Here is a 25,247-nt window from a genome sequence, read left to right on the forward strand (position 1 = left end):
GTGGAAGATGGGGAGCCGCACAGAATAATCCCGGACAGGGCGAACGGGTAGCGCTGGCGATACGGTCCGGGACAATACCAATAAAAAAGCGCACGCGATTACATCGCATGCGCTTTATATGGCAGAGGTCGGCGAGTGAATTCGCCGTACCGCGCTCAATGGCCGAAATAGATCGAGCGCTCGGCGGTGCGCACCGTGTTGCGGCTGCCGGACTGCGTGGCGCCGCCGGCATCGCTGCCGTAACCGGCTGCCTGCGTGTCGGCCGCGACGGCACCGTGGTCGCGAATCCGGTTCAGCGCCGCCTGGATATTGTCCGGATAGTTCGGATCGTTGGGACGATTCGGCTGGTAGCCGGCTTGCTGCAGCGCGGCCAGTTCCGCACGCACCTGCGCACGCGTGACGGTGCTTTCGCTTGCAAAAGCCGGCGCGGCGACGGCGGCCGACACGGCAACGAGAACGGTGGCAATCAGTTGGGTCTTCATCATTTACCTCGACAGGATTCGGGAATTCGGGAGTTGCGCACCACACGCCGACTATCGGCGTCGTTCGCGCGTTCGTTCAATGACCGAAGTAGATCGAGCGTTCGGCGATTCGGGTCGCCGGCCGGCTGCCCGACTGCGTAACAGCGGCGGCATCGCTGCCGTAGCCGGATGCCGACGTATCGGCCGCCACCGCGGGACTCGCGTGAATGCGCGTCAACGCGGCCTGCAGATCGTCCGGGTAGTGCGGATCGTTCGCGCGGCCCGGCCGATAACCGGCTTGTGCCAACTGGACGAGCTCGGCGCGTACCTCGGCGCGGGACACGACGGCTTCGTCGGCGAACGCCGGTGCGGCGGCGGAAGCGGAAACGGCAACGAGAAGGGCAGCGATCAGGCGGGTTTTCATCATGCACCTCGACAAAATGGAATCAGCGATAAAGGGAATCAGGTTCACGTACCGGGCGGGCGCTCAGTGACCGAAGTACACCGAGCGCTCGGCCACGCTGGCGACATGCCGGCGGCCGGATTGCGTCGCGGTGTCGCCGTTGCCGCCGTAGCCGGCCGCCGGTGCGTTGGCCGCGACGGCATCGTCGGCGCGGATCTGCGTCAGCGCGGCTTGCAGATCGTTCGGGTAGGTCGCGTCGGTCGCGCGGTTCAGCGGATAGCCGACGTGTTGAAGCTGCGCGAGTTCGGCGCGTACCTGCGCACGCGTCACGGTGGCTTCATTGGCAAACGCCGGAGCGGCAACGGCAGACGAAACAGCGACGAGAAGGGCAGCGATCAGTTGGACTTTCATTTTTTTCACCTCGATGGAAAAGGAATCGGGAATTCGGGAGGGCGGCGCTCGGCCGCCCGATGCAACGCTCAGGCGATCCGGATGTCGACGTCGATGTTGCCGCGCGTCGCCTTCGAATACGGGCAGGTCTGATGCGCAGCGTCGACGATGCGTTGCGCGACGTCGCGCTCGAGCCCCGGCACGCTCACGTTCAGCCGGGCCTGCAGGAAGTACGCGTTACCCGCCGTGCCGAGATCCACTTCGGCGTCGACCGCGAGATCGGCCGGCAGCGTCACCTTCGCGGCGCGCGCCGCAAGCTGCATCGCGCCGATGAAGCAGGCCGACCAGCCGGCCGCGAACAGTTGCTCTGGGTTGGTGCCGGTGCCGGCGCTGCCCGGCGACGACAACTGGATGTCGAGGCGGCCGTCGGAACTGCGCGCGGCGCCGTCGCGGCCCCCGGAAGTCGTATGCGTCTTGCCCGTGTACAGCACTTTGTCGATCTTGCTCATCATTTGCTCCGTCGGTTGGTTTGTCTCAGATGCGATTCGATCGCATGCGACGCAGTTTCCGCCTGACGGCCACCCACGTCAAGCGGATTCGATTAAATCGCATGCGATATTTTGTATTTCAATGTATCCGGATCGTGTAGCGCCTCGCGGGACAAGGCTTTCCGGCGATTCGACATCGATGGCCGGGCATCGACGAACGGCGACCGATTCCGGAAAGGCAGCGGGAGAGCAGGGTAGCCCGCCGATCGACGTTTCCAGAAAGCGAACAGGCTCCTTGTCATTATTTCGCTTTCTACAACGTACCGTCTCTTCTAACCTTGCCGGACCCGATCGCGAGCGGCCCACCCACGGCCAGCGCTCGCACGGACAACGAGCACATTCGAAACGGAGACATTACGTGTCGCGCGCCAGCCCTCTTGCAACGGCCACGGATTCCCGGCCGACCGGAACCCTCGCGAACCTGCGGTCCATCTTCAGCGGATCGGTAGGCAACCTCATCGAGTATTACGACTGGTACGTCTATTCGGCGTTTTCGCTGTACTTCGCGAAGGCGTTCTTTCCGAACGGCAACCTGACCGTGCAATTGCTGAACACGGCGGCCATCTTTGCCGTCGGTTTCATCATGCGTCCGATCGGCGGGTGGCTCGTCGGCATGTACGCGGATCGCAAGGGGCGCAAGGCCGCGCTGCTCGTGTCGGTGCTGGCCATGTGCATCGGCTCGCTGATCATCGGGCTGACACCCGGCTACGACACCATCGGCATCGCCGCGCCCGTGCTGCTGGTCATGGCGCGGCTGCTGCAAGGGCTGAGCCTCGGCGGCGAGTACGCCAGTTCGGCGACCTATCTGAGCGAAATGGCTGCCCCATCCAGCCGCGGTTTCTATTCGAGCTTCCTGTTCGCGACGCTGTCGCTCGGTCAGTTGCTCGCGATGGGCGTCCTCGTGGTGCTGCAGCAGTTTTTCCTGACCACCGCGCAGCTCGAAAGCTGGGGATGGCGCATCCCGTTCCTGCTCGGATCGCTGCTCGCCTGCAGCGCGATCTTCCTGCGCAGCAACATGAAGGAAACGGCCTCGTTCGAGCAGCATCGCCAGAGCAAGCGTCGCCACGCGTCGCTCGCCGACCTGTTTCGCCACAAGCGCGAATGCCTGATCGTCGCCGGCCTGACGCTCGGCGGCACGGTGGCCTTCTATGCGTACACGACGTACATGCAGAAGTTCCTCGTCAACAGCGCGGGGATGAGCAAGGCCGACGCGTCGATGGTCTCCGTGCTCAGCCTGCTTGCGTTCGTCGCGATGCAGCCGATCTTCGGCAGCCTGTCCGATCGCATCGGCCGTCGTCCGCTGCTGATCGCGTTCGGCATCCTCGGCACGCTGTGCACGGTGCCGATTTTCCAGGCGCTGCGCGGGGTCCAGACGACCGGCAGCGCGCTGGCGCTGATCATCGGCGCGCTGCTGATCGTCAGCCTGTATTCGTCGGTCAGCGCGGTGGCCAAGGCCGAGCTGTTCCCGGTCGGCGTGCGTGCGCTGGGCGTGGGGCTGCCTTACGCGATCACCGTCTCGCTGTTCGGCGGCACGGCCGAGTATGTCGCGCTATGGATGAAGAGCATCGGACACGAAGCGTGGTTCTTCTACTACGTGTCGGGATGCGTGCTCGTGTCGTTGCTCTGCTACCTGTGGATGCCCGACCCGAAGCGCGTCTCGCGCATCGACGAAGCCTGACGGCCACGCGCCCGTTCCTGGCCGCCCGCACGTGACGCGCGGCGGCCAATCGCGCATCAGCGGAAATCCGCATACTGCCGCACCAGCGACAGCATCGACGGTATCAACCCGCGCACGTCGCCGCGACGCCACTGGAATGCATACTGAAGCGGCGTCAGCGGCGGCTCGCTCGTCAGTTCGACGAGATCGCCGCCCAGGCGCGCACGCGCCCAGTCGACCGGCAGGAAGCCGATGCCGACGCCTTCACTCAACATCCCGGCCACCGCGCTCCAGTTGTTGCACGCGATCCGGCGCGCATGATTGATCCCGCATGCCAGCAGCCAGTCGTCGAGAATGCGCGTCACGCCCGAACCGGACGGCAGCAGTACCAGCGCATGACGGGCGATCAGCGCCGGCGTCAGATCGCGTTCGCTGCCGACCAGCGTCTCGGCCGCCATCCACGCGAACCGCGCTTCCGCCACCGGCTGCGACATCACGCTGCCGCGCGACGAACGGCCGGCGATCACCGCGAAATCCAGCTCGCCGGCGTCGACTTTCTCCTCCAGCGCCGCGCCCACGTCGACATACGGCTCGAGCGCCAGCTTCGGATGCAGCTTCTGGACCGCCGCGACGAAGCGCGGCAGCCACGTCAGCGCCGACAACTCGCCGACGCCGAAGCGCAGCCGGCCGCTCAACCCTTCGTCCCGCGCGACCGATTCCTGCAACGCGGCGACGGACTCGAGCACCCGCACCACGGCGGGCAGCAACGCCTCGCCGTCGTCGGTCAGCACGGCGCGATGGCCGCTGCGGTCGAACAGCGTGCGCTCGACCACCTGTTCGAGTTCGTTGATGCGCTTGGACAACGACGACACCGACAGATGGAGCCGTTGCGCGGCGGTCGAGAAGTTGGCGCAGGTCGCCGCCCAGTAAAACGCGTCGAGTTGCTTGAGAGTCGGAGTCGCCATGGTCTTTCGCTTTTATCGAACAAATTCCTTGGAAGATTATCGCTTTTTAAGCGCCTCGCGCGACCCTAAAATTCCCGCATCGATTCGACAACAGGCCGCAGAAATGACCCCGTCCGCCTCATCCCGTCCCGCAGCCAGCCGTCCGCTGGCCGATACGCGACCGCCGCGCGTGCTGCGCAACATGCTGAGCCTCCACGATTTCGAGGCGGCGGCGCGGCGTGTGCTGCCGCGCCCGATCTTCGGCTATGTCAGCGGCGCGGCGGAGGACAACCGCACGCGCGACGACAACCGCGCCGTGTTCGACGAGTACGGATTCGCGACGCGTGTGCTGCGCAACGTTTCGCAACGGCAACAGACGGTCGAGCTGTTCGGACGGCGCTATGCGTCGCCGTTCGGCATCGCGCCGATGGGTATCCATGCGCTGTCGACCTATCGCGGCGACATCGTCTTGGCGCGGGCCGCGCAGCGCGCGGGCATCGCCTCGATCATGAGCGGCTCGTCGCTGATCCCGCTGGAAGAGGTGGCGGCCGCCGCGCCGGGTACCTGGTTCCAGGCGTACCTGCCCGGCGATGCCGATCGTATTGCCGCGTTGCTCGAACGCGTCGCGCGCGCCGGCTACCGCACGCTGGTGATCACGGTCGACATTCCCGTGTCCGCCAATCGCGAGAACAACGTGCGGACCGGCTTCACCACGCCGCTGCGCCCCGGGCCGCGCCTGTTCTGGGACGGCATCACGCGGCCGCGCTGGCTCGCGGGCACCTTCGCCCGGACGCTGCTCGCGCACGGCATGCCGCATTTCGAAAACTCGTTTGCGACACGCGGCGCGCCGATCCTGTCGTCGACCGTGCTGCGGGATTTCTCCGCGCGCGACCATCTCGACTGGGGCCACCTGAAACGGATCCGGCAGGAATGGAAGGGCGAGCTGGTGATCAAGGGGATTCTCAGCGTGGACGATGCCGTGATCGCGCGCGACATCGGCGCCGACGGCATCATCCTGTCGAACCACGGCGGCCGCCAGCTGGACGGCGCGGTGTCGCCGATGCGGATCCTGCCCGACGCGGTGCGGGCGCTCGGAGCGGATTATCCGGTGATGATCGACAGCGGGTTTCGTCGCGGGTCGGATGTGCTGAAAGCGATTGCGATGGGCGCGAGCATGGTGTTCGTCGGGCGGCCGTTCAATTACGCGGCGGCCGTGGCCGGGGAAGCCGGTGTGCTGCATGCGATCGGTCTGCTGCGCGACGAAGTGGACCGGAACATGGCGATGCTGGGCGTCGGGCAATGCAGCGCGTTGACGCCCGACGTACTGATTCGGAAAAGTGGATCGTCGGCGGCGTAGGTGGCCAGGTCGCAGCCGGACGGGTTCGGCGGACGCTTCGACCGGTTCGCGGCAGGGCAGGTGAATCGAAGGTCTGCGGCTGTTGCCGCGTAAGCCGATGGCGGATGGCCGGTACCCGTCAGCGGGCGGCTGCCTGTTGCGTCTGCTGCTCGGCAAAGCGGCGCTCGACGTTGGGTTCGCGCGAGCGCGTCGACGCGCTACGCGCGAATATCGACGCGTGGTGGGAACGCATCGACGGAACCGGTTTTCCGGTGGTTTAACGCGCCGATCCTTTTATCGAGGAACATGTAGTTGGAGCATATGATGGTGCTATCAGGATAACTTTTCTTATCACAATAGATCGATTCAGTTTACAAACTGGCCGATTCGAAAACGCGCCGCTGCCGGTCACGAAAACCGCCGATGGCAGCGTCACCACCGGCGAAGGAGGGCGCGTCGTGGCCGACAGGCGCCGCTATCGCGCCGGTTCGCTCTCGCGCCAGCGCACCATCAGCGTATTCGACGGCAACGTTTCGTCGCGCAGCTTGCGCGCGACGTCGACGCCCCCGACCGGCAACCCGTGCGGATCGAGCAGCCCGAGCTGCACGAGCACGCTCGCCTGGTCCCAGTAGATGTGCTCGTTGTAGAGCTTCGGCCCGCGGAATTCGACGACGACGACCATCGGAATCTCCACGCGCTTGCCGGTCGGCTTCAGACGGTCCAGCTCCCGCATGCTCATGGTGATCAGTCCAGGTTGGCCCACGATGCGCTCCGGCAGTTCAAACCGCCGCCAGCATGCGCCGAAACCCTCGAACTACGACATTTCTATGTAGCCAAAAGCGGACATTTCAATCTAGCTACTACAACCAAATATTGTGATAATTATGATTATGTAAAATACGAAATTTACTCGGCAACCCGTCTAACATCGCCGCCAGACAAAGCCCCGAATCGCACCTCACCGGCCCCCCCGCAGCACCCATTTCCCCGGACACGCAACCATCCCGGGCGATCTCCGGACCGCCCCGAATCGACCGCCACAACCTGCCTGCATCAGGACAACATCATTCCCTGCATTCGGTGCGAAAAATGCGCGCGCTCGGCCGTCTCCATCAGCATCAGGAATTCGTCCTGCATCATGTGAATCAGCGCTTCATGGTCGCCGGCCTCGAAATAGACTTCCGGCTGCTGCGCGAGGCGTTCCTCGAGAAACGTCTTCATCCCGTACGCCATGCAGACCGGCGGCAGCGCGCCCATGTCGCAATCCTTGAACAGCTCGCGCAACTCGACCTCCCGGGCGAGCACGAGATGGCGCCCCGTCTTCACCCAGAGATCCGACAGGCGCACGGCGTGCGTCGTCGGCAATACGGCGGCAACGTAGCCTTCGGCGTCCTCCAGGAGCACGGTTTTCGCGAGGCGATCGCCGGGAATATGCGCGGCGGCGGCCGTCTCCATGCTCGTATGGCTATAGGGGTGGTACACGACTTCGTACCGCGATGACTTCTGGCGCAGGCAATCCTGCAGGGTGGCTGAGACCGGCATGGCGCACCTCGTCTGGACGAATCGGGCGAACGGCGTTCGCTCCGGATTCGTTCAGCATAGGTCGCATTCCGGCCCAATGGAAACAGCCTCGCACGGCGCCCGTCCAGCCGGCCCGGCAGCCGGCTCTGGTCGCTTTTTCGCCCCGTTCATCCGCCCTCGCCGGCATGCGAAATCCCGACCCGGAATACGCTTGGCAGACCCTCATTTCCTGTAGACAAATCGGGCGTGGGCGTGGCAAGCGCGAATGAGTCCGGCAATTTGTCGACGTGGGAAAACTAGACCGTTAGTTGCATTTCAGGAAAGCAACACGATACCGCCCGGGATACATCATTCAAAAAACGAGCGCAGCAACGCCCGCGATCACGCCGGCAAACCCACGCCGCCCACGGCTTTCCCACTGCCCTATACTGATCCCGCCGCTCACCCTCCCGCGGCAGAAACCGACTCCTGGAGCGATCATGCATTACCAGTTGATCTACGAACTCGTCGACGATTACCTGTCGCGGCGCGAACCGTTCCGCGCCCAGCATCTCGCACTCGCGCAAGCGGCGACCGAGCGCGGCGAACTGGTGCTCGCCGGTGCGCTGGCGGACCCGGCCGACCAGGCCGTGCTCGTGTTCGAAGGCGATTCGCCGGAAGCGGCCGAATCGTTCGCGCGCGCCGATCCGTACGTGCAGAACGGCCTCGTGAAATCGTGGCGCGTGCGACCATGGCGCGTCGTGATCGGCAAGCACGCGCCGCGTCCGGCCTGAAGCCGGACTACAGCCACCCTGCCCGTTTGAAACGCCACCACAGCGCGAGGTCGGCGATGGCCATCACCGCGATGCAGCCGTAGAACCCGTATTTCAGGTGCAGCTCGGGCATGTTCGCGAAGTTCATCCCGTAGATGCCGGCGATCATCGTCGGTATCGCGAACAGCGCGGCGAACGAGCCGAGCCGCTTGGTCACCTCGTTCTCCGCGAGCGAAATCATCCCGAGGTTGACCTGGATCGCCGTGACGACCATCTCGCGACGCCCTTCGATCGTCTTCACGATCCGCTGCAGATGGTCGTACACGTCGCGGAAGTAAGCCGCCATCCCGCTGCAGACCTGCGGCACGCGCCCGCCGGTGAGCTTCGCGAGCGGCTCCATCAGCGGCGCCGTGTGCTGGTACAGCAGCACGAGCCGGCGCTTCAGCGAATAGAGATCCTCGATGATCGCGCGCGACGACGCCGGCGTCGCCTTCGCGAAGATGCGGTCCTCGAGTTCCTCGAGTTCCGCTCCGAGCGTTTCGAGGATCGGGAAATACCGGTCGACGACCTGGTCCATCAACGCGTAGAACACGAACGCCGAACCCTCCCGCAACAAGTGCGGCTCGCGCTCGCAACGCTTGCGCACGTCGCGGAAATCGTGCTCGGTATGGTTGCGGATCGACAGCACGTAATTCGGACCGACGAATACGTTCAATTCACCGACCTTGAATTCGTCGTCCTCGTCGAGTTCGACCGTGTGAAGCACCGCGAACAGCGAATCGCCGTATTCCTCGATCTTCGGCCGCTGATGGCCCTTGCGGGCATCCTCGAGCGCCAGCTCGTGCAAGCCGAACTCCTCGCCCATCAGGTCGATTTCCTCGGGCGTCGGGTCCTTCAGCGCGACCCACACGAAGCATTCGGGCTTCGACACGTAATCGCTGATGGCGTCGATGTCGATATCGGCCAGCTTGCGGCCGTCCTGGTAAGCAGCACAGTTGATCAGCATGGTATTCGTGACGTTGCGGTTTGCGCATCAGTTTACCGGTTTGCTGCACGAACGGCCCGGCTTGCGCGGCACGCAGATATTGGTCATGATCGGGCTGCGTGCGCCGCAGCATGCGCGTCGACGCGCTCCCACAGGCCCGCCGGGCCTGCGTTGCGCGACGCACAACGGCCGCGCGGCCCAACCGTCAAGGAGACAGACCTATGTGGTATTTCTCGTGGATACTCGGCATCGGCGTGGCGCTCGGCTTCGGCATCATCAACGCGATGTGGCTGGAAGCGGAAGTATTCTCGCGCGACGACAAGCGCAGCGATACGTCGGGCCAGCGGTCGGGGAGCCGGTATTCGTGACGCATCTGGTGTTCTTCTGCGGTCACGCCGGCACCGGCAAGACCACGCTCGCGAAGCGGCTCATCGGGCCGCTGATGCGCGCGACCGGCGAGGCGTTCTGCCTGCTCGACAAGGACACGCTGTACGGCCGCTACAGCGCGGCCGCGATGGGCGCGCTCACGGACGATCCGAACGATCGCGACAGCCCGCTCTATCTGAAACATCTTCGCGATCCCGAATACCAGGGGCTGCTCGACACGGCGCGCGAAAATCTCTCGCTCGGCATCGGCGCGCTCGTCGTCGGCCCGCTGTCGCGTGAAGTGCGCGACCGGCGCATCCTCGATCGCGCGTGGCTCGGCATCGCGCCGGACGTCACGCTGACGGTCGTGTGGGTCCATACGTCGGAAGACGTCGCGCACCAGCGGATCGTCGCGCGCGCCAATCCGAACGATGCGTACAAGCTCGCGCACTGGGACGAATACCGGCAGCGCCGCTTCGTGCCGACCGGCCACGAATGCGACGGCATCGTGATGTTCGACAACACCGCGCCGTCGGACGCGGACGTCGACGCACTGCTGTACCGCATCGTGCCGCCGCCGCAACCGGCGACGATCGTCCCGCCGCTGCCGGCCTGATCGCGCCGCCCGGCACCCTTTCCCTTCCCGCAAAAAACAACGCCGGAAGCGCTGCTGCGCTCCCGGCGTCGTACGGCCCTCGTGCCAGAGGCTGGCGGAATGGTCTGGCAACCGCGGTCAGGCAACCGCGTGCACGCGCTCCATCGTGCCGCCGTCGTACAGCTTGCCGAAGCGGTTCGACAGGAACGCCTTCAGCGACACCTTCTCTTGCGGGATGAAACCGCTCTGCGGCAGCTTCTTTTCGCGGAACAGATCCAGCACCGCGCACATCGCGCCGGCCGTCGTGATCTGGATCGCGCTCATGTGCATCCCGCACACGTCCTTCGCGAAGATCTTGCGGGTGAACACGTCCTGCACCAGCTGGCCGTCCTTCACGCCCGTCACCGTGACGAACACGAGCACGACGTCCTGCTTGGTCGACGGCACCGCGCGGCGCATGATCGACTTCAGCGTGTCGCGATCGGTCGACAGGCGCAGGTCTTCCAGCAGGAACTGGACGAGCTCGCGGTGACCCGGGTAGCGCACCGACTTGTAGTCGAGCGTCTCGACCTTGCCCGACAGCGTTTCGCACAGCGTGCCGAGGCCGCCCGACGTGTTGAACGCTTCGTATTCGGTGCCGTCGAGCGAGAAGTGCTCGAGGCCTTCGAGCGGCTGCACCCACTGCTTGCGGCCGTCGCGGATCGCTTCGCACGGCTGGCAGTACTCGTTGATCAGGCCGTCGACGCTCCACGTCAGGTTGTACTTCAGCGCGTTGGTCGGATACTCGGGCAGCGCGCCGACGCGCATCTTCACGTCGCGCACTTCGCTGAAGCCGTTCACGAGCTCGTGCGCGGCGATGCCGATGAAGCCCGGCGCGAGGCCGCACTGCGGCATGAACGCGCGGTCGGAGCCGTCGGCCAGTTCGCGGATCGCGTGGGTCGCACGCACGTCTTCGGTCAGGTCGAAGTAGTGAACGCCGGCAGCCTTCGCGGCGGCGGCCACGTTGACCGCGAGGTAGTAAGGCAGCGCGTTGACGAGCGCATCGAAGCCCTTCACTGCTTCGCGAATCGCATTCGCGTCGGCCGAATCGACCCGTTGCGTCGCGATGCCTTCGCGCGACAGCTTCGCGAGCGCATCCGCATCGCGGTCGAACGCGACGACTTCGTAGTCGCCCGTTTCGCGCAGCATGTGAGCAATGGTGTGGCCGATCAGACCTGCGCCGACGATGGCGATTTTCATGCGCTTATCTCCTGATGATGGGTTTGATGTTGGTGTACGGCGTCGAGCCATGAACACAGTTTAGGGACGCTCAAAATCAGTTCCAAGACGAAGAATGATGCGAAACGACCGATAGTTTCGACGTTATGACGGCATATTTGGTCGAAACGACCAAATCATCTAAAAATCGTGTAGCAACGCGATCGCAAACCGGACGTTGGCGGTTGCATATTGCAAGGACGAAGACGCGGACACACCGCGTGACATCGGGCGCACGAACGGCCCGTGCGTCCGATGCGGCACGTCGGTCGAAGCGGAATACGAACGGAGATTCGGGAGAGACGCGCGCGATGCGCGAAGGGTCGACCACGGTCGCCCGTGCCGATCATGAAGTACAGCAAAGGCCAATACGCATGCGAGCGGACAGGTACCCGACTTCAAGCCGCGCATCCGTGACGCAACGCGCCCCGCGCGATGCAGGGACTTGCGCCGTCATGCGCGGCGACGCGCGCAACAGGTCAGCCGCCGATCGTCCCGCGATCGATCTTGCGCGACAGGATGATCGACGTCGTCGTGCGCTCGACGCCTTCGAGCGTGCCGATCTGGTCGAGCAGGTCGTTGAGCCGCTCCGGCGAGTCGGCGCGCAGCCACGCGACGTAGTCGTACTCGCCGCTCACCGCGCACAGCAACTGGACTTCCGGCATCCGGTCGAGCTTGCGCAAGACGTCCTTGCCGAACTTCGGCGTGAGGATGATCCCGACGTACGCATAGATGCTCGCGTCGAGCACGTCCTGCCCGAGTCGCACGCTGTATCCGGCGATCACGTTGGTGCGTTCGAGCCGCGCGATGCGTGCGACGACCGTCGTGCGCGCCACGTCGAGCTGGCGTGCGAGATCGGCGACGCTGGCGCGCGCATCGGCTTGCAGCAGCGCGACGAGTTGCCGGTCGAGATCGTCGAGTTGGTCGAGGCGGGGTGGACGCATGACGCTGGGCCGGCACGCGATGCGCCGGCGGAGTGGAAAGTGACGCGATGATAGCGCCGAACGCCGGCGCACCCAACCGGCATCGCCCGGCGGCGAACCTTTCAATTTCGATTCGTATCGGATGTAAGCAAGTGTCGCATTCCCTGCCGCGCTGCATGCAACGTGCTACTAATAGCGGGCGACGCGAGCGGCGCGCTGGCGGCAATGGCCGCCGCGCCCGCTCGCCAGACACCACCCCGGAGAGCCCACCATGAAGAAAATCTCGCTCACCCTCGCTACGCTCGTCGTTGCAGCCAGCGCATTCGCGCAAACCCCGGCGCAGCCGCAAGCGAGCGCCCAGGCGCCGGCCACGACGGCCACGACGGCCGCCACGCCCGCCGCGGCGTCGGCCCCGAGTGCCGAGCAGCGCGCGGCACGCCACGAAGCGCGCATCGAGCAGCGCATCAAGTACCTGCACGATCAATTGAAGATCACGTCGGCGCAGGAGCCGCAATGGAAGACGTTCGCCGACACGATGCGCGACAACGGCGCAACGATGGGCCGCCTCTACAGCGAGCGGATGGCCAAGCACGACGTGTCCGCGCTCGACGACATGAAACAGTACGCGGAACTGTCGCAGGCGAACGCCGACGGCGCGAAGAAGCTCGCCGACGCGTTCGCGCCGCTCTACGAGAGCTTCCCGGCCGAGCAGAAGGCGCTGGCCGACACGACGTTCCGCAGCTGGCTGCACCACGGCGGCGAGCACCGCGGCAAGGGCAAGACGAAGGGCAAGGAAGGCAAGGCCGCCGCCGCGCCGGCCGCGAGCGCACCCGCGCAGCCCTGACGCCCTCCCCACCGGCGCCGTGCCGGCCCGCCCGGGCCGAACGGCGCCGCGTCGCGATCGGCGACCGGCGCGCCACACGGCGCGCCGAATTCGGGATAAGCTCCCGGCTTTCCCGCTTTCCCGCCCTTCCCCGCCATGCTCGAACTCAAGCAACTCGATCTGCGTACCGATCCGCAGGCCCGTCGCGTCGTCAAGGACGAAACCGTCGCCGTGTCGTTCGCGGACGCCGACGGCGAACTGATGAGCCTCGAAGGCCCGAACCGCTATGTCGCGGGCGACGCGTTGATCACCGGCTCGACCGGCGACCGCTGGGTCGTATCGCGCGCGCGCTTCGACGCCAAATACCTGCCCGCCGATCCGGCGCTCGCGCACGGCACGCCGGGCGCCTATCGCAACCGGCCGGCCGTCGTGCTCGCGCGGCGGATGGACGAACCGTTTACGATCGCCCGCTCGGAAAACGGCGACACGCTGCGCGGCGTCGCCGGCGACTGGGTCATGCAATACGCGCCCGGCGACTACGGCGTCGTGCAGGCGCAGCGCTTCGCGCAGGTCTACCGCGACGCGTAATGCACCGCGCCGGCACGAGGCCGGCGCGGTCGCTCACGCAAAGTCTTCGTCGAGTTCGAGTTCCGCGTCGCGCTCGACGGCCTCGCCGGCCGCGTGCCGCTCCTCGAGCGAACCCAGCATCGCTTCCGTATACGCATGCAGCACCGCATGGCTGCGCGCGCGCTGCATCGGCTTGAGCGCCAGGTAGCGCGCGAGCGCGGCCGGCACGATCCGGATGTCGAGCGTCATCCGCTTCGGCGTCGCGCCGAACCGCATCGCCAGCCACTGCACGGACAGGAATCGCCCGCGCGCGTCGCTGTTTTCGACAAAGCGCGTCTGCTCCGGAAAGAGATCGCAGATCACGCGCGCGAGCGCGTCGAATTCCGCGCTCTGGCATTCGATCAGATAGTCGTCCATCGCGTCTTCCCCCGTCATGCCGCCGCGCGCGACGGCCGGCACGTCTTCACCAGCACGATCACCAGGATCGCGGCCAGCACGAAATACGCGGCCTCGACCCACGCGGCGGGCAGCACGCGCACCTGGTACAGCAGCGTCGGCGTCGCCGCGAGCGCATGCAGCACGATCGCGAGCGGCAACACGGCCAGTCGGCCGGCACGCACGCCGCGCCACACCAGCACCGACAACGCCAGTTGCACCGCGAACGCCGCGCAGCGTTCGAGCAGCAACAGCAGGATCGACTGGGCCGACAGCGTCGCGAGCATCATGTGCAGCCGCACCACGGTGTCGACCGGCAGGTCCGACAACTGCGTCTCGAGCTGGCCGCGGCTCGCGAGCCACGCGAGATACGACCACTGGCCCCACACGAGCACGCCGACGAACCACGCTTCGGCACCGCCATGGCCGATTCCGTAGCCGATCCCGCGGCCATCGCCGGCCGATGCGCCATAGCGACGGTTCAGGACGCGCATCCCGAGATAGCGGCCGACTTCCTCGAATACGGCGGTCGCGAGCGCGCTGTACGCGACGAACGCGAGCGGCTGCGTCAGCCAGCCGTCCTCGGGCGTGTGACTCAGCACGAGCCCGTGAAACGCGCGCTCGAGAATCATCGCGAACAGCGTGAAGACGGCGACGCCGACGATCGTGTCGCGGCGGTTGAGCGCAAGCGGCTTGCGCAGGATGCGGTAGAGGACGAGCGGCAGCAGCGCGATGATCAGCGTGGCGGCGATCAGCGCCGCCAGCGTGACGGGAGCGACAGTCATGGAGTTCCTTGGTTCGAAGCAGCGCGCCTGAAGCGCCGCGTGCCCCGAATGATACTCAGCTTGCGGTCGACGCGCGTGCAATCAGCTCGCCGGGCAGCATCGCGACGCGCACGTCGCCCGCCGCACCGTCGATCCGCTCGTGCACGAATTCGACGGCCTTGTAGCCGATTTCGTAGGTCGGCTGACGGATCGTCGTGATGCCGATCAGCTCGGCCCATTCCGGGTCGTCGATCGACAGCAGCGCCGCCTTCTGTTGCCACGCGGCGCCGAAGCGCGCGCGCAGGTGGCGCGCGATCGCCAGCGCGACCGGCGCATTCGCGGCGAACAGCGCCGCGCGCACGCCGCGCCGGGCCGCGTCGTCGATGCGGGCATCGACGTCGGCGAGCGCCGCCGCGGCCGCGTCGGGTTCGTTCAGGTCGAGCACGACCGTCGACGGCACCGCCAGCCCGCGCGCGGCCAGCGCCGCGCGGAACGCGGCCTCGCGCACGCGCCGCGAGCTGACCTGCTCGAACGGTTGCACGACGAAGTGGATCGCGTCGAAACCGCGCTCGACCAGGTGCGCGAGCGCCGTCTCGATCGCGTCGGTGTTGTCGAGGCCGATCAGGTCGGCCTCGAAGCCCTCGACCGTGCGGTCGACGAGCACGGCCGGAATGCCCGCGCCGCGCAGCGGCCGCAGCACGTCTTCCTCGGCGCCCAGCGCGTTGACGATCAGCCCTTCGACGCGGTAAGTCGTGAGCAACTGCAGGAAGCGGCGCTCCATCTCGACTTCGTTCGCCGCGTGACAGATGAGCGGCATGTAGCCGAGCGCATGGCACGCGGCCTCGACGCCCTGCAACACTTCGACGGTGTAGGGATTGGTCAGGTCGGCCGCGAGCATGCCGAGCAGCCGGTTGCGGCCGCGCTTGAGCCCGCGCGCCATCTGGTTCGGCCGGTAGTTGAGCCGCGCGATGGCCGCCTCGATCCGCTGGCGCAGATCGACGGACAGCACATGCGTCTCGCCGTTCAGGTAGCGCGAAACGCTGGTCTTGCCCGTGCCAGCCTCGCGCGCGACGTCGCTGATCGTCGCCGGACGCGTCGTGGAAGGTTGCGAATCGGTCACTGTCGTGCCTCGCGACGTACGATCCGCGCCGCTTCGTGAGCAGACGGACCTTTGTTGTTGGAAACGTAAGCCAACCGGCGGCCTTCCCTGTCCCGGCGCGTCGGCGCCTGCGCTGGCCCGGTGCTGCGCGGTCGATCAGCGCCCGCCCATCGCGTGCTACAGCAGTCGGCCGCACCGGACCTGGCGCGGATGCCCGCCGCGCGACGCCGCCGGCCGCGTGGCCGGTCGTCGATGCGGCGAGAGCGGGCGATCATAACGCAGCCAGCCCTCCGGCACCAAGATCATCGACTCTAACGGCGCCGGCCCCCTGCCGGCCCGTTGCCGGACGCGGTTCAGGCGTGCGCCAGCGCATCCGGATTGACGAGATTCGTGCGCAGCGTGCCGGCCAGCGCGCCGACCAGGTTTTCCGCGGCGCAGCGCGCCATCGCATGGCGCGTCTCGTGCGTCGCCGAGCCGATATGCGGCAGCGCGACGACGTTCTTCATTTGCAGCAGCGGCGAATCGGCCGGCAGCGGCTCCTTCTCGAACACGTCGAGCCCCGCGGCGCGGATCGTCCCCGCGCGCAGCGCGTCGACCAGTGCGGCTTCGTCGACGACGGGCCCGCGCGACACGTTGATCAGGATCGCGCTGCGCTTCATCTTCGCGAATTCGGGTGCGCCGATCAGGTGGCGCGTATCGGGCGACAGCGGCACCTGCAGGCACACGAAATCCGACTGCGCGAGCAGCGCGTCGAGCGTCACGCGCCGTGCGCCGTACTGCGTCTCGGCCTCGGCATGCGCGGACCGGTTCGCGTACAGCACCTGCATCCGGAAGCCGAGCGCCGCGCGCCGTGCGACCGCGCCGCCGATCCGCCCGAGCCCGACGATGCCGAGCGTCTTGCCCTGCACGTCGGTGCCGTACAGGTCCGGGCCGATGCTGCGGTGCCAGTGGCCGGCCTTCACCCACTCGGCCAGCTCGACCACGCGGCGGGCGGAGGCGAGGATCAGCGAGAACACCGTATCGGCCGTGGATTCGGTCAGCACGTCCGGCGTATGCGCGAGCACGATGCCGCGACGTGTGAAATCGGCGACGTCGAAGTTGTCGTAGCCGACCGAGATCGTCGACCACGCCTTCAGCCGCGGCGCGCGATCGAGCATCTGCGGCGTGACCTTCAGGCTCGCGCCGATCGCGCCGTCCGCGTCGCCGAGCGCGGCGGCGAGCGCGTCGGCGCCGTCGGCCTGCACGACGTCCGCATGCTCGCGCAGGTACGCGAGAACGTCATCGGGCAGCGGCTTGTACGCGACGATACGGGGCTTCATCGTTTCATTTTCCTTGCAGCGGCGCGGCGAGCGGATGCGCATCGCGCGCCTGGGGTTTGACGGACAGCGTGAGGATCACCGCGGCGACGAGCGCGGCGCTCATGAATGCGTACGACGCGACGGGCGACCCGGTCGCACCGTTCAGGTAGCCGACGAAGTACGAACCGACGAACGAGCCGAGCGCACCCATGCTGTTGATCAGCGCCATCGCGCCGCCGGCGACGTTCTTCGGCAGCAGTTCCGGCACGATCGCGAAGAACGGGCCGTACGGCGCATACATCGCGGCGCCCGCGACGACCAGCAGCGCATACGAGATCCAGAAATGCGACGAGCCGAGCGCGTACGACGCGGCGAACGCGGCCGCGCCGACCAGCAGGAACGGCCACACGAAACCGCGGCGCGAGCCGACCTTGTCGGACGCCCACGACGCGGCGAGCATCGCGATCGTCGCCGCGAGGTACGGCAGCGCGGACAGCCAGCCGGTCGCGACCATCCCGAGGTCGGAACCGTTCTTCACGATCGACGGCAGCCACAGCACGAAGCCGTACACGCCGATGCTCCAGCAGAAATATTGCGCGCACAGCTTGATCACGGCCGGCGAACGGAACGCCTCGCCATAGTTGCGCACCGGCTTGATCGCCGCCTGCTCGGCCGCGAGCGCGGCGTCGAGGTCGCGCTTTTCCTGCGCGCTGAGCCACGGCGAATCGGCCGGCTTGTCCTGCACGAGGCACCACCAGCACACGGCCCAGATGACGGCCGGCACGCCTTCGGCGATGAACATGTGACGCCAGCCGAACTCGTGCACGAGATAACCCGACACGATCGACATCCACAGCACGGTGACCGGGTTGCCGAGGATCAGGAACGTGTTCGCCCGCGAGCGCTCGTTCTTCGTGAACCAGTTGCTGATGTAGATCAGCATCGCCGGCATCACGGCCGCCTCGACGACGCCGAGCACGAAGCGGATCGCCATCAGCGACGGGATGTTGCTGACCACGCCGGTCAGGGCCGCGCACGCGCCCCACAGCACGAGGCTGACGAACACGAGCTTCTTCACGCTGCGGCGTTCCGCGTAGATCGCGCCGGGAATCTGGAAGAAGAAGTAGCCGAGGAAGAACAGCGCGCCGATCAGCGACGACAGGCCCTTGCTGATCCCGAGATCCTGGTTGATGCCGGCCGCCGCCGCGAACCCGTAGTTCGCGCGGTCGAGGTAAGCGAGGCTGTACGTGATGAAGACGATCGGCATGATCGTCCACCACCGGCGCGCTGCGAGATTGGCTGCCATGAGAGTGTCTCCGTATATGGACCGGAGTGGGCGCACTGGCGCCGGCCCGGCCTCGAACAAAATGACTGTGCGTCGCGCACGAAATGGATCCGCGGATTGTGCCGTGTCCGGCCTCTCATTGCGCGGTGACGGTTTCCTCTAAGCGATCGGCGCGATTGCTGACGTTTTCGAGCCGGTCGAGCGCGTCGCGCGTCGGCAATCCTTCCGAATCGCCGATCACCTGGATCGCGAGCGCGCCGATCCGGTTGCCCCGCGCGACCGCCTGCTCGATGCCGCGCCCTTCGAGCAGCGCGCTGACCACGCCGACCGCGAAGCCGTCGCCGGCGCCGACCGTATCGACGACCCGCTCGACGCGCTCGCCGGCGACCGTGCCCTCGCGGCCGTCGGCCGTGCGGAAATACGCGCCCTGCTCGCCGAGCTTGATCACGACGCCGCGCGCGCCCTGCGCGAGATAGAAGCCCGCGATGTCGGCCGGCGTGTCGTGGCCGGTGAGTTGCCGCCCTTCGGCGAGGCCCGGCAGCACCCAGTCGGCGAGCGTCGCGAGCGCGTTCAGCGTCTTCGCCATCACGTCGGCGGACGGCCACAGCGTCGGGCGCAGGTTCGGGTCGAACGAAATCGTCTTGCCGGCCGCCCGCATCTCGCGCGCGAGCTGGAACGCGAGTTCGCACGAGGTCGCGGAGATCGCCGGCGCGACGCCCGTCAGATGCAGGTGGCGCGCGCCGAGCACGTAGTCGGCCACGTAGTCGTCGCACGACAGGTGGCTCGCCGCCGAGCCCTTGCGGAAGTATTCGACGGTCGGGTCGCTGCCGTCATCGTTGCGCGACTTCAGCTGGAAACCGGTCGGGTAACGCGGGTCGACGGTCACGCACGACGCGTCGATGCCCTCGCGCGCCAGCGTGTCGAGCACGTAGCGGCCGAACGAATCGCGGCCGACCCGGCTCATCCAGCCGACCCGGAAGCCGAGCCGCGACAGGCCGATCGCGACATTCAGGTCGGCGCCGGCGATCCGCTTCGCGAATTGCCCGGCGTGCGCGAGGTGGCCCGGCTCCGTCGCGACGAACATCGCCATCGCTTCGCCGTAGGTCACGACATCGAGTGCTGCTTTCATGACTGAACTCCTCAGGATCCTGCTGCCGTCACGCGGTCGCGAGCCACGCGACGCGCCGGCAGGCATCGCCGGCCAGGTCGGCCGCGTCGAACGGAAACTCGATGCCGCGCGGCGCATGCTGCGGCAGCGCCGCGAGCACGCCGGTCACGAGCGGATCGTTCGGCGCCGGCGCGGCGGCGAAACGACGCGCGCCCTCGCCTTCGATGGCCTTGCAATGAATGTATTCCACATGCGGCGCGAGCACCTGCGCGCAGTCGAGCGGCGCTTCGCCGCGCCACTGCCAGTTGCCGATGTCGAACGTCATGCCGAGCGCGTCGGGCATGCCGGCGTCGGCCAGCGCGTCGAACAGCCCGCGGAACTGCGCGAACGCGCCGCCGACCTCGAGCTGGCCGTTCTCGACCACCACGCGGGCCCGCGCGCCGCGCGACAGCGCGACGATTTCGGCCGCGTGCGCGTCGCCGGCGAAGCCGCCGAGCTGGAATTTGACGAAGCGCGCGCCGAGCGCGTCGGCTTGCGCGAGCGCGTCGCGCAATGCGTCTGCGTCGAGCGCACCGGTGTCCGTATACAGCGAGTCCGGTGTCGAATAGACCGACCACAGCCCGTGGCCGCTGATCAGCGCGCCGAGCGCGGCCAGCGCGCCGGGCGCCGTGTCGTCGTCCGACGCGAACAGTTCACGCCGCACCTCGAAACCGGTCGCACCGGATGCCGCCACGGTCGCGATGAATGCACTGTGGCTCTCCCGGCGCACCCGGTCCATCCCGAATGCGCTCGCCACGATCACGATGTCTGCCATTTTGCCCTTTTTAAAACCGGAATGGAACCGGTTCCATTTGCTTGAGACGGATGGTGCGCTTCACGTCAGGCCCACGCCATAGAGGAAATCCCTAAGACTGCGCACCGCGCGAATCCGCGCCGCACGGCGCGCAACGCCCGTTCCCGGCGCGGCGTCGGCCGTCTACGCGAGATCCTGCGCGAGACTCATTTCGAGGAATTGCGCGGCGACCCGCGACGGGGCGCCGCCATGCGGCACGAGAATGGAGAAATGCCGCGTGAGCGGCGCGGGCGCGAGCGAGCGCAGCACGAGCGCCGCATCCTGGTGACGCAGCGACATCGCGGACACGAAGCCGACGCCCATCCCCGCGCGCACCGCCTCCTTCACGGCCTCGACCCCGGCGATCTCGAACGCGACGCGCATCGGCGCGCCGCCATGCGCGAACGCGCGCTCGACGAGTTGCCGCACCGCGGAGCCCGCCTCGCGCAGCACGAGCGGATGCGCGGCCAGCGCGTCGAGCGTCACGCCCGCGTCGTAGCCGGACGCCGCGAGCGGATGGCCGGCCGGCACGATCGCGACGATCTCGTCCTCGTGCCACGCGTGCACGGCGGTGCCCGGCGGCAGCGCCTCGCCGGGCGGCCCTTCGATCAGCGCGATGTCGAGCGACGGCAGCGCCGCGACCACGTCGGCCGTATTGCCGCTCATCGTCTGGATCGACACGCGCGGCGCGCGCGGCTGGAACGCCGCGATCAGGTACGGCAGCAGATAGCTCGCGGGCGTCGTGCTCGCGCCGATCCGCAGCGTGCCGGCTTCCAGTCCGCGCACCGCATCGCGAAACGCACGCGCCTGCGCGAACGTGTCGCGCTGCGCCTTCGCGTACTGCGCGAGTTGCTCGCCGACCGGCGTCAGGCGGATGCCGCGGCCGTCGCGCTGGTACAGCGGCTCGCCGAATTCGTCCTGCAGCAGCCGCAACTGGCCCGACACGGCCGGCTGCGACAGGTGCAGCGCCACGGCGGCGTGGCTGATGTTCAGATGCTCGGCGACGGCGGCGAACGTTATCAGTTGATCCGGGGTCATGGGGATAAATTATCGGCTTTCCGGATAGTTTACGTCACAAATCACAATTTTTCATATCGATATAACAAAATTAGGATTACAGCATCGCAACACGCTCCATCACGGTGCTTCCATGTCCACTGCTCCGACTCCCCATCTCAGCCATGCCGCGCCGTCGATGCGCGGCCAGTTGAACGGCGTGCTGTTCGTCGCGCTGTTCGCCGCCGCCGTCACGAGCCTGTCCCAGCTTCCCGCGATCGCGGGGCTCGGCCTGTCGCCGCTCATCGTCGGCATCGTCGCCGGTGCGCTGTACGGCAACGGCCTGCGCGACGGCATGCCGGCCAGTTGGGCAGCCGGCGTCAATTTCTCCGCACGCAAGCTGCTGCGCATCGCGGTCGCGTTCTTCGGGTTGCGCGTGAGCCTGCGGGAAATCGCGCAGGTCGGGCTGCCGGGCCTCACGGTCTCGGTGCTGGTCGTCGTCAGCACGCTCGTGATCGGCACCTGGGCCGGCATGAAGCTGATGAAGCTCGACCGCGACGCCGCGCTGCTGACCGCCGCCGGCAGCGCGATCTGCGGCGCGGCCGCCGTGCTCGCGTTCGAGTCGACGCTGCAGTCGAAGCCGCACCAGAGCGCGATGGCCGTGGGCAGCGTCGTGCTGTTCGGCACGCTGTCGATGTTCCTGTATCCGCTCGCCTATCACGCCGGGCTGCTGAACCTCGATCCGGCCGGCCTCGGCCTGTTCTTCGGCGGCACGATCCACGAAGTCGCGCAGGTGGTCGGCGCGGCGAGCGACATCAGCCCGGAGGTCGCGCACGTCGCGACGATCGTGAAGATGACGCGCGTGATGCTGCTGGTCCCGGTGCTGCTCGCGCTCGGCTGGTGGCTCGCCCGCTCGGCCCCCGCGGGTCACGACGCGGCCGGCGGCGCGCAAGGCAAGCGCAAGGTGGCGGTGCCGTGGTTCGCGCTCGGCTTCCTCGGCTTCGTGATCGTCAATTCGCTGAACGTGCTGCCCACGGACGTCACGCATACGCTGAACGTGCTCGACACCTTCGCGCTCACGATGGCCATGACCGCGCTCGGCATCGAGACCCGCGTCGCGCAGATCCGCGCGGCCGGCCCGCGGGCGCTGATGACTGGCCTGATCCTGTACGTGTGGCTGATCGCCGGCGGCTACGGGATCACCTGGGCCGTGCAGCACTGGCTTGGCTGAGCCGCATGTCCGTGACGGTTCGCGCGCCGCGCCCGCCGGGGAGGTCCCGCGGGCGCGGCGCAGTGCTATGCTTCGCGTCGTTTTCCATCGCCCCCTTTCAGCCGTGCTCTCGTTCCTGCTGAAGCTGCGCACTCGCGCCCAAACGCTGTTCCGCCTGTCGGACGCCCATACGATGCTGATCTGGTCGGCCATCGTCGGCGTCGGCGGCGCCTTTGCCACGATGGCGTTCCGCGAAGGCATCGACCTGATGCAGCGCCTGATCTCGGGGCACAGCGGCAGCTTCGTGCAGATGGCGAAGAGCCTGCCGTGGTACGTGCGGTTCTGGATGCCGGCCGCCGGCGGTTTCCTCGCCGGCTGCGTGCTGCTGCTTGCGACGCGCGGCGACAAGCAGGCCGCCAAGACCGACTACATGGAATCGGTCGCGCTCGGCAACGGCGTCGTGCCGGTGCGGCAGAGCCTGTGGCGCAGCGTGTCGTCGCTGCTGACGATCGGCAGCGGCGGCTCGATCGGCCGCGAAGGCCCGATGGTGCAGCTCGCGGCGCTCGCCGCGTCGCTCGTCGGCCGCTTCGCGCACTTCGACCCGCCGCGCCTGCGCCTGCTGGTCGCGTGCGGCGCGGCGGCCGGTATCACGTCCGCGTACAACGCGCCGATCGCCGGCGCCTTTTTCGTGTCGGAGATCGTGCTCGGCACGATCGCGATGGAAAGCTTCGGGCCGATGGTGGTCGCGTCGGTCGTCGCGAACATCGTGATGCGCGAATTCGCCGGCTACCGGCCGCCGTACGAGATGCCGGTGTTTCCGGCCGTGACCGGCCCCGAGGTGCTGCTGTTCGTCGTGCTCGGCGCGCTGTGCGGGGTGCTCGCGCCGCAGTTCCTGCACCTGCTCGACGCGTCGAAGACGCAGTTCAAGCGGCTGCCGGTGCCGTTGCCCGTGCGGCTCGCGCTCGGCGGCCTCGTCGTCGGGGTGATCTCGGTGTGGATTCCGGACGTGTGGGGCAACGGCTACAGCGTCGTGAACCACATCCTCCATGCGCCGTGGACCTGGCAAGCGCTCGTCGCGGTCCTCGTGTTCAAGGTGATCGCGACCGCCGCGACCGCCGGCTCCGGCGCGATCGGCGGCGTGTTCACGCCGACGCTGTTCGTCGGCGCCGTGTTCGGCTCGCTATTCGGGCTCGCGATGGACGCGCTGTGGCCCGGCCATACGTCCGCGTATTTCGCGTACGCGATCGTCGGGATGGGCGCGTTCATGGCGGGCGCCACGCAGGCGCCGCTGATGGCGATCCTGATGATCTTCGAGATGACGCTGAGCTATCAGGTCGTGCTGCCGCTGCTGGTGTCGTGCGTGTTCGCGTATTTCGTCGCGCGCGCGACCGGCACGACGTCGATGTACGAAATCACGCAGCACCACTACCAGGACGCGCAGGAGCGGCAACGGCTGCGCACCACGCAGATGCGCGAGCTGATCCAGCCCGCGCAGACGGTCGTGCCGCTCACCGCGAGCGTCGCCGACATGACTCGCGTGTTTCTCGAGTATCCGGTGAAGTACCTGTACGTGACCGACGACGCCGGGCGCTTCCGCGGCGCGGTCGCGCTGAAGGACATCACGTCGGACCTGCTCGACAAGCGCGACACGACCGACAAGACGGCCGCGCACTACGCGCACACGCCGTTTCCGCTGCTCACGCCGGACATGCCGCTCGCGACCGCGCTCGAACGCTTCATGGCGTTCCAGGGCGAACGCCTGCCGGTGATCGAAAGCGAAGCCGAGCCGACGCTCGCGGGCGTCGTCTACAAGACGTCGCTGCTCGACGCGTACCGGCGGATGACCGGCGAACGCTGACGCGCGCCGCCAAACCGCCCGCCCCGCCCGCGCCGGTCAGTCCGGCGCACGCCCCAGCACGACCCGTGCGAAGAACCCCGCGAGCACCGATTCGGCCACGTCGGCCGACACGTGCTGCGGATCGGCCGTGTAATACGACTGCACGCCGTCGCACAGGCACATCAACCCGAACGCGAGCGTGTCGGCCGGCAACAGCAGCGGCGTACCCGCGCGCTCGGCGAAGCGCTGGATGAATTCGGCCATCTGCACGCGCTTGCCGTGCAGGAACTGGTTGAAGCGCACGCGGAACTTCGCGTCGCGCGCCGCCTGCAGCTTCGCCTCGCCCCACAGCAGCGAGTACTCGTCGTCGCGAAACAGCGTCCGGTAATACGCGAGCGCCATCGATTCCATCTGCTCGCGCGTGCCGCCGCCTTCGAAAATCACCTCGAAGTCGGCCCGCACCGCCGCGTGATCGCGCTCCAGCAGCTCCAGCAACAAATCGGACTTGCTGCGGAAGTTCGAGTAGAACGCGCCACGCGTATAGCCGGCCGCCGCGGCAATGTCCTCGACGCTCGCGGCCACATAGCCTTTCTTCATAAAGATGCGATGCGCGGCTTTCAGCAGACGTTCGCGCGTCTGGTCCCTGCTCTGCTCACGAGTTAAGCGCTGTGGTTTCATGGCGCGCAGTCTAGCATCCTTTCCCTTTCGGATTCATTTTTGCATTCAGATACAGGTATGTATTAGAATCCGCCACAGTTTCTCAAAATGTTGTCCGTCTGTCCGCGTGCGCCGATGCCGGCGCCGTTCTGGGGCAAGCGCCCGCCGCGCTTGCCGGCCTCGTTCCGCTCCACCTCA

Annotated in this window: 27 protein-coding genes and 1 pseudogene; 9 read left to right on the forward strand and 19 right to left on the reverse strand. The window is 67.1% G+C overall.

The window, feature by feature from the left end:
* Positions 1-155: 155 nt before the first annotated feature.
* The 4 genes from KU887_RS09050 to KU887_RS09065 form a co-directional block, all read right to left on the reverse strand.
* Positions 156-485, reverse strand: coding sequence for a DUF4148 domain-containing protein (locus KU887_RS09050; RefSeq protein WP_006493913.1), 330 nt, complete (start codon positions 483-485; stop codon positions 156-158).
* A 73-nt stretch (positions 486-558) separates the two neighbouring features.
* Positions 559-885 carry a DUF4148 domain-containing protein gene (locus KU887_RS09055; RefSeq protein WP_034201941.1) on the reverse strand — a complete coding sequence of 109 codons (327 nt, stop codon included), beginning with the start codon at positions 883-885 and terminating at the stop codon, positions 559-561.
* 63 nt (positions 886-948) lie between these two features.
* The gene (locus tag KU887_RS09060) at positions 949-1,275 is read right to left on the reverse strand and encodes a DUF4148 domain-containing protein (protein ID WP_034201757.1); all 327 of its coding nucleotides are present in this window, start codon (positions 1,273-1,275) and stop codon (positions 949-951) included.
* Positions 1,276-1,343: 68 nt separating this feature from the next.
* The gene (locus KU887_RS09065; RefSeq protein ID WP_034201940.1) at positions 1,344-1,763 is read right to left on the reverse strand and encodes an organic hydroperoxide resistance protein; all 420 of its coding nucleotides are present in this window, start codon (positions 1,761-1,763) and stop codon (positions 1,344-1,346) included.
* Positions 1,764-2,160: 397 nt separating this feature from the next.
* On the opposite strand from KU887_RS09065, the gene KU887_RS09070 reads away from it, so the two are divergent.
* Positions 2,161-3,480, forward strand: coding sequence for an MFS transporter (locus KU887_RS09070; protein ID WP_006482260.1), 1,320 nt, complete (start codon positions 2,161-2,163; stop codon positions 3,478-3,480).
* Positions 3,481-3,536: 56 nt separating this feature from the next.
* Here KU887_RS09070 and KU887_RS09075 read toward each other — a convergent pair whose 3' ends face one another.
* A complete protein-coding gene (locus tag KU887_RS09075; protein ID WP_006482261.1) occupies positions 3,537-4,424 on the reverse strand; it encodes a LysR family transcriptional regulator in 888 nt (295 codons plus the stop codon).
* Between KU887_RS09075 and KU887_RS09080 the strand changes: the two genes are divergently transcribed.
* Positions 4,423-5,760: an alpha-hydroxy acid oxidase gene (locus tag KU887_RS09080; RefSeq protein WP_058901481.1), complete on the forward strand. Its 1,338-nt coding sequence runs from the start codon at positions 4,423-4,425 to the stop codon at positions 5,758-5,760. The genes KU887_RS09075 and KU887_RS09080 overlap by 2 nt on opposite strands.
* A 454-nt stretch (positions 5,761-6,214) precedes the next feature.
* Here KU887_RS09080 and KU887_RS09085 read toward each other — a convergent pair.
* Both KU887_RS09085 and KU887_RS09090 read right to left on the reverse strand, forming a co-directional pair.
* Positions 6,215-6,463 (reverse strand): annotated as a pseudogene (locus KU887_RS09085) (dienelactone hydrolase family protein); the annotation flags it as partial.
* 329 nt (positions 6,464-6,792) lie between these two features.
* Positions 6,793-7,281, reverse strand: coding sequence for an aminoacyl-tRNA deacylase (locus KU887_RS09090; RefSeq protein ID WP_059723782.1), 489 nt, complete (start codon positions 7,279-7,281; stop codon positions 6,793-6,795).
* Between the two features lie 458 nt (positions 7,282-7,739).
* Between KU887_RS09090 and KU887_RS09095 the strand changes: the two genes are divergently transcribed.
* Entirely contained in the window at positions 7,740-8,033 is a 294-nt protein-coding gene (locus KU887_RS09095) for a YciI-like protein (protein WP_006481522.1), read from the forward strand.
* A gap of 7 nt (positions 8,034-8,040) precedes the next feature.
* Here the strand turns inward: KU887_RS09095 and corA are convergent, their stop codons facing one another.
* Positions 8,041-9,018, reverse strand: coding sequence for a magnesium/cobalt transporter CorA (gene corA, locus KU887_RS09100; RefSeq protein ID WP_006475972.1), 978 nt, complete (start codon positions 9,016-9,018; stop codon positions 8,041-8,043).
* Positions 9,019-9,218: 200 nt separating this feature from the next.
* Here corA and cydX point away from each other — a divergent pair, with 200 nt between their 5' ends.
* Both cydX and KU887_RS09110 read left to right on the forward strand, forming a co-directional pair.
* Positions 9,219-9,365, forward strand: a complete 147-nt coding sequence (cydX, locus tag KU887_RS09105; protein WP_258250018.1) for a cytochrome bd-I oxidase subunit CydX — start codon at positions 9,219-9,221, stop codon at positions 9,363-9,365.
* Positions 9,362-9,979, forward strand: a complete 618-nt coding sequence (locus tag KU887_RS09110; RefSeq protein ID WP_006497221.1) for an ATP-binding protein — start codon at positions 9,362-9,364, stop codon at positions 9,977-9,979. The genes cydX and KU887_RS09110 overlap by 4 nt, the downstream gene beginning before the upstream one ends.
* Before the next feature lie 117 nt (positions 9,980-10,096).
* On the opposite strand, the gene KU887_RS09115 is transcribed toward KU887_RS09110, so the two are convergent.
* Together KU887_RS09115 and KU887_RS09120 are read right to left on the reverse strand one after the other, a co-directional pair.
* Positions 10,097-11,197, reverse strand: a complete 1,101-nt coding sequence (locus tag KU887_RS09115; protein ID WP_006481527.1) for a saccharopine dehydrogenase family protein — start codon at positions 11,195-11,197, stop codon at positions 10,097-10,099.
* 497 nt (positions 11,198-11,694) lie between these two features.
* Positions 11,695-12,159, reverse strand: coding sequence for an Lrp/AsnC family transcriptional regulator (locus tag KU887_RS09120; protein WP_006481526.1), 465 nt, complete (start codon positions 12,157-12,159; stop codon positions 11,695-11,697).
* 250 nt (positions 12,160-12,409) lie between these two features.
* On the opposite strand from KU887_RS09120, the gene KU887_RS09125 reads away from it, so the two are divergent.
* Entirely contained in the window at positions 12,410-12,982 is a 573-nt protein-coding gene (locus tag KU887_RS09125) for a Spy/CpxP family protein refolding chaperone (RefSeq protein ID WP_212136329.1), read from the forward strand.
* A gap of 135 nt (positions 12,983-13,117) precedes the next feature.
* Positions 13,118-13,549 (forward strand): PGDYG domain-containing protein, encoded by a 432-nt coding sequence (locus tag KU887_RS09130; protein ID WP_006491182.1) that lies wholly within the window; start codon positions 13,118-13,120, stop codon positions 13,547-13,549.
* Positions 13,550-13,582: 33 nt separating this feature from the next.
* On the opposite strand, the gene KU887_RS09135 is transcribed toward KU887_RS09130, so the two are convergent.
* The 8 genes from KU887_RS09135 to KU887_RS09170 all read right to left on the reverse strand — a co-directional run bounded on the left by KU887_RS09135 (position 13,583) and on the right by KU887_RS09170 (position 21,387).
* Positions 13,583-13,945: a DUF3022 domain-containing protein gene (locus KU887_RS09135; protein ID WP_006491177.1), complete on the reverse strand. Its 363-nt coding sequence runs from the start codon at positions 13,943-13,945 to the stop codon at positions 13,583-13,585.
* Between the two features lie 14 nt (positions 13,946-13,959).
* Complete coding sequence (locus KU887_RS09140; protein WP_058901487.1) at positions 13,960-14,748, reverse strand: YhfC family intramembrane metalloprotease; 789 nt, start codon at positions 14,746-14,748, stop codon at positions 13,960-13,962.
* Positions 14,749-14,803: 55 nt separating this feature from the next.
* Complete coding sequence (locus KU887_RS09145) at positions 14,804-15,847, reverse strand: LacI family DNA-binding transcriptional regulator (protein WP_196433416.1); 1,044 nt, start codon at positions 15,845-15,847, stop codon at positions 14,804-14,806.
* 332 nt (positions 15,848-16,179) lie between these two features.
* The gene (locus KU887_RS09150) at positions 16,180-17,145 is read right to left on the reverse strand and encodes an NAD(P)-dependent oxidoreductase (RefSeq protein WP_258250019.1); all 966 of its coding nucleotides are present in this window, start codon (positions 17,143-17,145) and stop codon (positions 16,180-16,182) included.
* A 4-nt stretch (positions 17,146-17,149) separates the two neighbouring features.
* Positions 17,150-18,430 (reverse strand): MFS transporter, encoded by a 1,281-nt coding sequence (locus KU887_RS09155; protein ID WP_006493476.1) that lies wholly within the window; start codon positions 18,428-18,430, stop codon positions 17,150-17,152.
* Positions 18,431-18,545: 115 nt separating this feature from the next.
* Complete coding sequence (locus KU887_RS09160) at positions 18,546-19,538, reverse strand: sugar kinase (RefSeq protein ID WP_006491178.1); 993 nt, start codon at positions 19,536-19,538, stop codon at positions 18,546-18,548.
* Positions 19,539-19,566: 28 nt separating this feature from the next.
* Positions 19,567-20,331, reverse strand: a complete 765-nt coding sequence (locus tag KU887_RS09165; RefSeq protein WP_258250020.1) for a sugar phosphate isomerase/epimerase — start codon at positions 20,329-20,331, stop codon at positions 19,567-19,569.
* 162 nt (positions 20,332-20,493) lie between these two features.
* Positions 20,494-21,387: a LysR family transcriptional regulator gene (locus KU887_RS09170; protein ID WP_006491186.1), complete on the reverse strand. Its 894-nt coding sequence runs from the start codon at positions 21,385-21,387 to the stop codon at positions 20,494-20,496.
* A 112-nt stretch (positions 21,388-21,499) separates the two neighbouring features.
* Here KU887_RS09170 and KU887_RS09175 point away from each other — a divergent pair, with 112 nt between their 5' ends.
* Both KU887_RS09175 and KU887_RS09180 read left to right on the forward strand, forming a co-directional pair.
* The gene (locus KU887_RS09175; protein ID WP_058901489.1) at positions 21,500-22,576 is read left to right on the forward strand and encodes a YeiH family protein; all 1,077 of its coding nucleotides are present in this window, start codon (positions 21,500-21,502) and stop codon (positions 22,574-22,576) included.
* Between the two features lie 103 nt (positions 22,577-22,679).
* Positions 22,680-24,413, forward strand: a complete 1,734-nt coding sequence (locus KU887_RS09180; protein WP_006491181.1) for a ClcB-like voltage-gated chloride channel protein — start codon at positions 22,680-22,682, stop codon at positions 24,411-24,413.
* 36 nt (positions 24,414-24,449) lie between these two features.
* Here the strand turns inward: KU887_RS09180 and KU887_RS09185 are convergent, their stop codons facing one another.
* On the reverse strand, positions 24,450-25,070 hold the full coding sequence (locus KU887_RS09185; RefSeq protein WP_006491184.1) for a TetR/AcrR family transcriptional regulator: 621 nt from the start codon (positions 25,068-25,070) through the stop codon (positions 24,450-24,452).
* Positions 25,071-25,247 lie beyond the last annotated feature (177 nt).

The organism is Burkholderia sp. EMB26, from assembly GCF_024730645.1.
Classification (GTDB): domain Bacteria; phylum Pseudomonadota; class Gammaproteobacteria; order Burkholderiales; family Burkholderiaceae; genus Burkholderia; species Burkholderia cenocepacia.

Coding starts and splice junctions, on each gene's coding strand:
- KU887_RS09115 (WP_006481527.1), bottom strand. CDS start 11,197: ATGAAAATCGCCATCGTCGGCGCAGGTCTGATCGGCCACACCATTGCT.
- KU887_RS09170 (WP_006491186.1), bottom strand. CDS start 21,387: ATGACCCCGGATCAACTGATAACGTTCGCCGCCGTCGCCGAGCATCTG.
- KU887_RS09065 (WP_034201940.1), bottom strand. CDS start 1,763: ATGAGCAAGATCGACAAAGTGCTGTACACGGGCAAGACGCATACGACT.
- KU887_RS09165 (WP_258250020.1), bottom strand. CDS start 20,331: ATGGCAGACATCGTGATCGTGGCGAGCGCATTCGGGATGGACCGGGTG.
- KU887_RS09055 (WP_034201941.1), bottom strand. CDS start 885: ATGAAAACCCGCCTGATCGCTGCCCTTCTCGTTGCCGTTTCCGCTTCC.
- KU887_RS09185 (WP_006491184.1), bottom strand. CDS start 25,070: ATGAAACCACAGCGCTTAACTCGTGAGCAGAGCAGGGACCAGACGCGC.
- KU887_RS09050 (WP_006493913.1), bottom strand. CDS start 485: ATGATGAAGACCCAACTGATTGCCACCGTTCTCGTTGCCGTGTCGGCC.
- KU887_RS09060 (WP_034201757.1), bottom strand. CDS start 1,275: ATGAAAGTCCAACTGATCGCTGCCCTTCTCGTCGCTGTTTCGTCTGCC.
- KU887_RS09150 (WP_258250019.1), bottom strand. CDS start 17,145: ATGAAGCCCCGTATCGTCGCGTACAAGCCGCTGCCCGATGACGTTCTC.
- KU887_RS09155 (WP_006493476.1), bottom strand. CDS start 18,430: ATGGCAGCCAATCTCGCAGCGCGCCGGTGGTGGACGATCATGCCGATC.
- KU887_RS09075 (WP_006482261.1), bottom strand. CDS start 4,424: ATGGCGACTCCGACTCTCAAGCAACTCGACGCGTTTTACTGGGCGGCG.
- KU887_RS09080 (WP_058901481.1), top strand. CDS start 4,423: ATGGTCTTTCGCTTTTATCGAACAAATTCCTTGGAAGATTATCGCTTT.
- KU887_RS09135 (WP_006491177.1), bottom strand. CDS start 13,945: ATGGACGACTATCTGATCGAATGCCAGAGCGCGGAATTCGACGCGCTC.
- KU887_RS09160 (WP_006491178.1), bottom strand. CDS start 19,538: ATGAAAGCAGCACTCGATGTCGTGACCTACGGCGAAGCGATGGCGATG.
- KU887_RS09125 (WP_212136329.1), top strand. CDS start 12,410: ATGAAGAAAATCTCGCTCACCCTCGCTACGCTCGTCGTTGCAGCCAGC.
- KU887_RS09095 (WP_006481522.1), top strand. CDS start 7,740: ATGCATTACCAGTTGATCTACGAACTCGTCGACGATTACCTGTCGCGG.
- KU887_RS09120 (WP_006481526.1), bottom strand. CDS start 12,159: ATGCGTCCACCCCGCCTCGACCAACTCGACGATCTCGACCGGCAACTC.
- cydX (WP_258250018.1), top strand. CDS start 9,219: ATGTGGTATTTCTCGTGGATACTCGGCATCGGCGTGGCGCTCGGCTTC.
- corA (WP_006475972.1), bottom strand. CDS start 9,018: ATGCTGATCAACTGTGCTGCTTACCAGGACGGCCGCAAGCTGGCCGAT.
- KU887_RS09090 (WP_059723782.1), bottom strand. CDS start 7,281: ATGCCGGTCTCAGCCACCCTGCAGGATTGCCTGCGCCAGAAGTCATCG.
- KU887_RS09140 (WP_058901487.1), bottom strand. CDS start 14,748: ATGACTGTCGCTCCCGTCACGCTGGCGGCGCTGATCGCCGCCACGCTG.
- KU887_RS09175 (WP_058901489.1), top strand. CDS start 21,500: ATGTCCACTGCTCCGACTCCCCATCTCAGCCATGCCGCGCCGTCGATG.
- KU887_RS09130 (WP_006491182.1), top strand. CDS start 13,118: ATGCTCGAACTCAAGCAACTCGATCTGCGTACCGATCCGCAGGCCCGT.